Genomic DNA, 3,086 nt, shown 5'->3' with positions numbered 1-3,086 from the left:
GACCGACTGCGAAGCGGGCGCTAGCGCGAGCAAGGGAACGTGCGGACGCACGGCTCCCCCGATATACTGACTCGCGCCGGTGCTCGGACCCTTCAGCGGTCGGAGCTTAGTCCTGGAGTGCTGATACACTCCAGGGACGGCGAGACTCTACGCGGTGTCGACGCGCGGAATCAACAGCAAGCGGCTCGCCCTTGTCCGGCGGGCCGTTTTCGTATGCGGTGGCGCGTCGCATCAGGACGCCTCCACGGGACGCACTGTCTGACGGCGCCGCGCGGTCGGATCTTCGCTCGTCGAACGGTAGACCGGCAGCGCCGCGAGCAGCGCGAGTACGTCAGATTTCCGGTAACGCACTGCATTGCCAATTTTCAGATAGGGAACGCCATCCCCTGACCAGCGGTCGCGCTCCATTTTCGCGACGGAGCAGTCAAACACAGCGGCAACCGTGCGCTGGTCAAACAGTGCGCTGTCCGGCGCGGACGTAAACTCGTGGATCAGATCGGTCCGGGGAGTGCGGGCGGTCGATGTCATCTGGATACCTCTTACTCAGTTGGATGTCAGCGCAAGAGTTAACCAGAAAACATAATAAAGACAAGTGGTTATCGGTTAATCCGCCGGCTTACCGTTGTTGCTTGACATAGCGTATATTAACGTGTTAAGCGAGCGATGATTCTGGCGGACGCCGGGTTAGCTCGACCACCTCCGCCGTCTCCTGGACGCCCGCCGCCTTCAAGATGAAGTCTTCGATCTGTTGCATCGGGCGGCGCAGTCGCTCGACGTCCGCGATGATGTAGCCGGCGGTGACATCGCTGCCCATCCGATGGTTGAGCAGTCGTTTCAGGGCGTAAGCGGGGATGTCGAGCGACTCCGCGACGGTGATAAAGGTCCGCCGCAAGTCGTGAGGCGTAAAGTCCACGCCACTGTGGGCGATGACGTGGGCGATTTGCTTACGTGGTTCGATCAGATAGCCGGTCTTGCCATCACCGGGGAAAACGTAAGGGGAAAGCCTCGCCGCGCCTTGGCGCTGGGTCAGTCTTGCGTGCAGAACGCTGGGCAGTGGTAGAAGGTGGTCGTGGTGATTCTTGGGGTCGATGACGAGCAGGGTATGATCGGCGAGGTCGACGTGCTCCCAGGTTAATTTCGCCGCCTCGTGCTTGCGCAGTCCAGTGAAGAGCATCAAGCACAGGAAGTCCCGCACCGTCTCGGATTTCAGGGACATGACCCCGGCATACCAGGCGCGCAACTGGTGCGTTTTGATCACGCTCTGGCGGCGGTCGATGCGATACCAGGCGCGGGTTGCCGATAATCGGCGCACGGGGTTTTCAGGAAAGATCGTGCGTCCACGGGCGTCCTCGTAGGTGTTCGCCGCGAAATTGAAAACCGCGCGCAGGACGCGCATGAACAAATTGGCGGTCGCCTTCCCGCGCGTCTCCGCCAGTTGACGGTGGCGTTTTTCCACCATGTCCTTGGACAGGTCTTTCAGCGCTCGTCCCTGCCAATCGTCGAATCCGAGACGCATGGCGTCCCGGTAACCCCGCAGCGTTTTCGGGGTGAGGTTTTTGCGTGCGATCAGGTAATCCTCGAAGGCTTGAGCCAGGGTCACGCCGATCGCCTGAGACTCCTTTTTCTCCGCCTCGGGGTCACGCCCCGCCGCAATCATGCCGAGCCGCTTTTGGGCCAGCTTGCGGGCCTGTTCGACCGTGAGATTCGGATACCGCCCCAACGTTTTCCGGCGCGTCTTGCCGTTGACTTTGGTCTCCACGATGAAAGCGCAGGCTCCAGTCTCCGTGATCCGCACCGCGAAGCCGATCAACTGGTCATCGCGGTAGAAGGCTTGAGCATGTTTGGCTGGGGGGATCGGCACGGGCGACGGAAGGTTATCGACGCTCGATTTGGTCAGACGCATGAAAACTCCCAAAAAGCAGTACGGATGTAGACCCAGTGTAGACCGAGTAGATCAAACTCGCGCTGTCTTTTTCGGATAGAATCCAACTCGACTCTAACTTATCTGCCCGTTTTTAATCGTTTTTTAGTACGATTTAGGATAATTTAGGACGCCCTAAAACAACTTGAATTCTAATTTGTAATCAGCAGGTCGTCGGTTCGAATCCGACCGTCAGCTCCATAAAAACAACGGCTTAGACGCAAAACGTCTAGGCCGTTTTTCTTTGAGCAACCAATGAGCAACCAATCGGTTGGCTCTGCGAATGCCGACAGCCTCGGTTTTTTCTTGAATCCGACCATCCGATCACACACCCGTCAAATCGCCGCCAATCATTTTCTCCGCCCTTGATTGACGTGAGCGAGCGTCGTTGGCCATTCGCCTTGCTCGGCGACCGGTGAACTATGGCGCGACCTCTCGGCCCGCTCTGCCAATCTTTGTGCGTCAACCCGGTGTCATGGGGATCCTTTCCAGAACGAGGGCATGTCCACGTCGTCCGGCTCGTGGGCGAGCGCCGGTTGAAGGCCGCAAGGGGTGGATCGTGCTGGCATCGAGCGGGTGTGCCTGACGCGCGAATGGGACGGGCAGTGTGGGAGATCGTTGGTGAGCAGACCATCGAAACGGTCGTCAGCCGCGCCCGGTCGGAATCGACGCCCAGCACCGATGGGCCGCACGTCCCGCTTCGCGTCAGCGTCACCCCCACACGCGATGCCGAGTGCCTCTGGCCGCGATGACCGCCGGCGGCAGGTGCGTCATGGTCAGCGATCGCCGCGACCAACTCAAGGCCGCGATGGCGTGACGATCGCCTGGAGTGAATGGCAAGCCGCCGCCCCGACCCTGCCGAAGGTCTGGTTGGACCGAGTCGCACGTTGGCCGTCCGCTGGCCGCCAAGGGCGGCGGCGACGCGACCACCTCCAGGCCGCGCGCCTTCCCCTCCACGGCGATCGGCTGGGCGTCGTCCGACGCGAAACGCCGCTTCAATTCGCCCGTCCGAACACCTCTCCCCGCTCTCTGTCAATTGGAAAACCTCGATATTAATTCTACTTTGTTAGCTTGACATAAGCTTATGATTTGCCAATATTATTTTCAGGGCAAAATTATATTTGGAAATAGCAGATCATGGCTAACGCGATTGGTAGCGAAACCG

3 protein-coding genes are annotated in these 3,086 nt (G+C 59.5%); all 3 read right to left on the bottom strand.

Annotated elements, in window-relative coordinates; translation table 11 throughout:
* Positions 1-231 precede the first annotated feature (231 nt).
* Entirely contained in the window at positions 232-528 is a 297-nt protein-coding gene (locus QZY07_RS11025) for a hypothetical protein (protein WP_295402415.1), read from the bottom strand.
* 124 nt (positions 529-652) lie between these two features.
* On the bottom strand, positions 653-1,903 hold the full coding sequence (locus QZY07_RS11020; protein WP_295402413.1) for an integrase arm-type DNA-binding domain-containing protein: 1,251 nt from the start codon (positions 1,901-1,903) through the stop codon (positions 653-655).
* 729 nt (positions 1,904-2,632) lie between these two features.
* The gene (locus QZY07_RS11015; protein WP_295402411.1) at positions 2,633-2,920 is read right to left on the bottom strand and encodes a hypothetical protein; all 288 of its coding nucleotides are present in this window, start codon (positions 2,918-2,920) and stop codon (positions 2,633-2,635) included.
* Positions 2,921-3,086 lie beyond the last annotated feature (166 nt).

Source organism: uncultured Thiocystis sp., from assembly GCF_903866365.1.
GTDB lineage: Bacteria > Pseudomonadota > Gammaproteobacteria > Chromatiales > Chromatiaceae > Chromatium.
The sequence above is the reverse complement of the archived record's forward strand: the minus strand, read 5'-3'. Positions and strand labels throughout refer to the sequence as shown.

Excerpts from the sequence above, each read along its gene's own strand:
- QZY07_RS11025 (WP_295402415.1), bottom strand. The coding sequence starts at position 528 with ATGACATCGACCGCCCGCACTCCCCGGACCGATCTGATCCACGAGTTT.
- QZY07_RS11020 (WP_295402413.1), bottom strand. The coding sequence starts at position 1,903 with ATGCGTCTGACCAAATCGAGCGTCGATAACCTTCCGTCGCCCGTGCCG.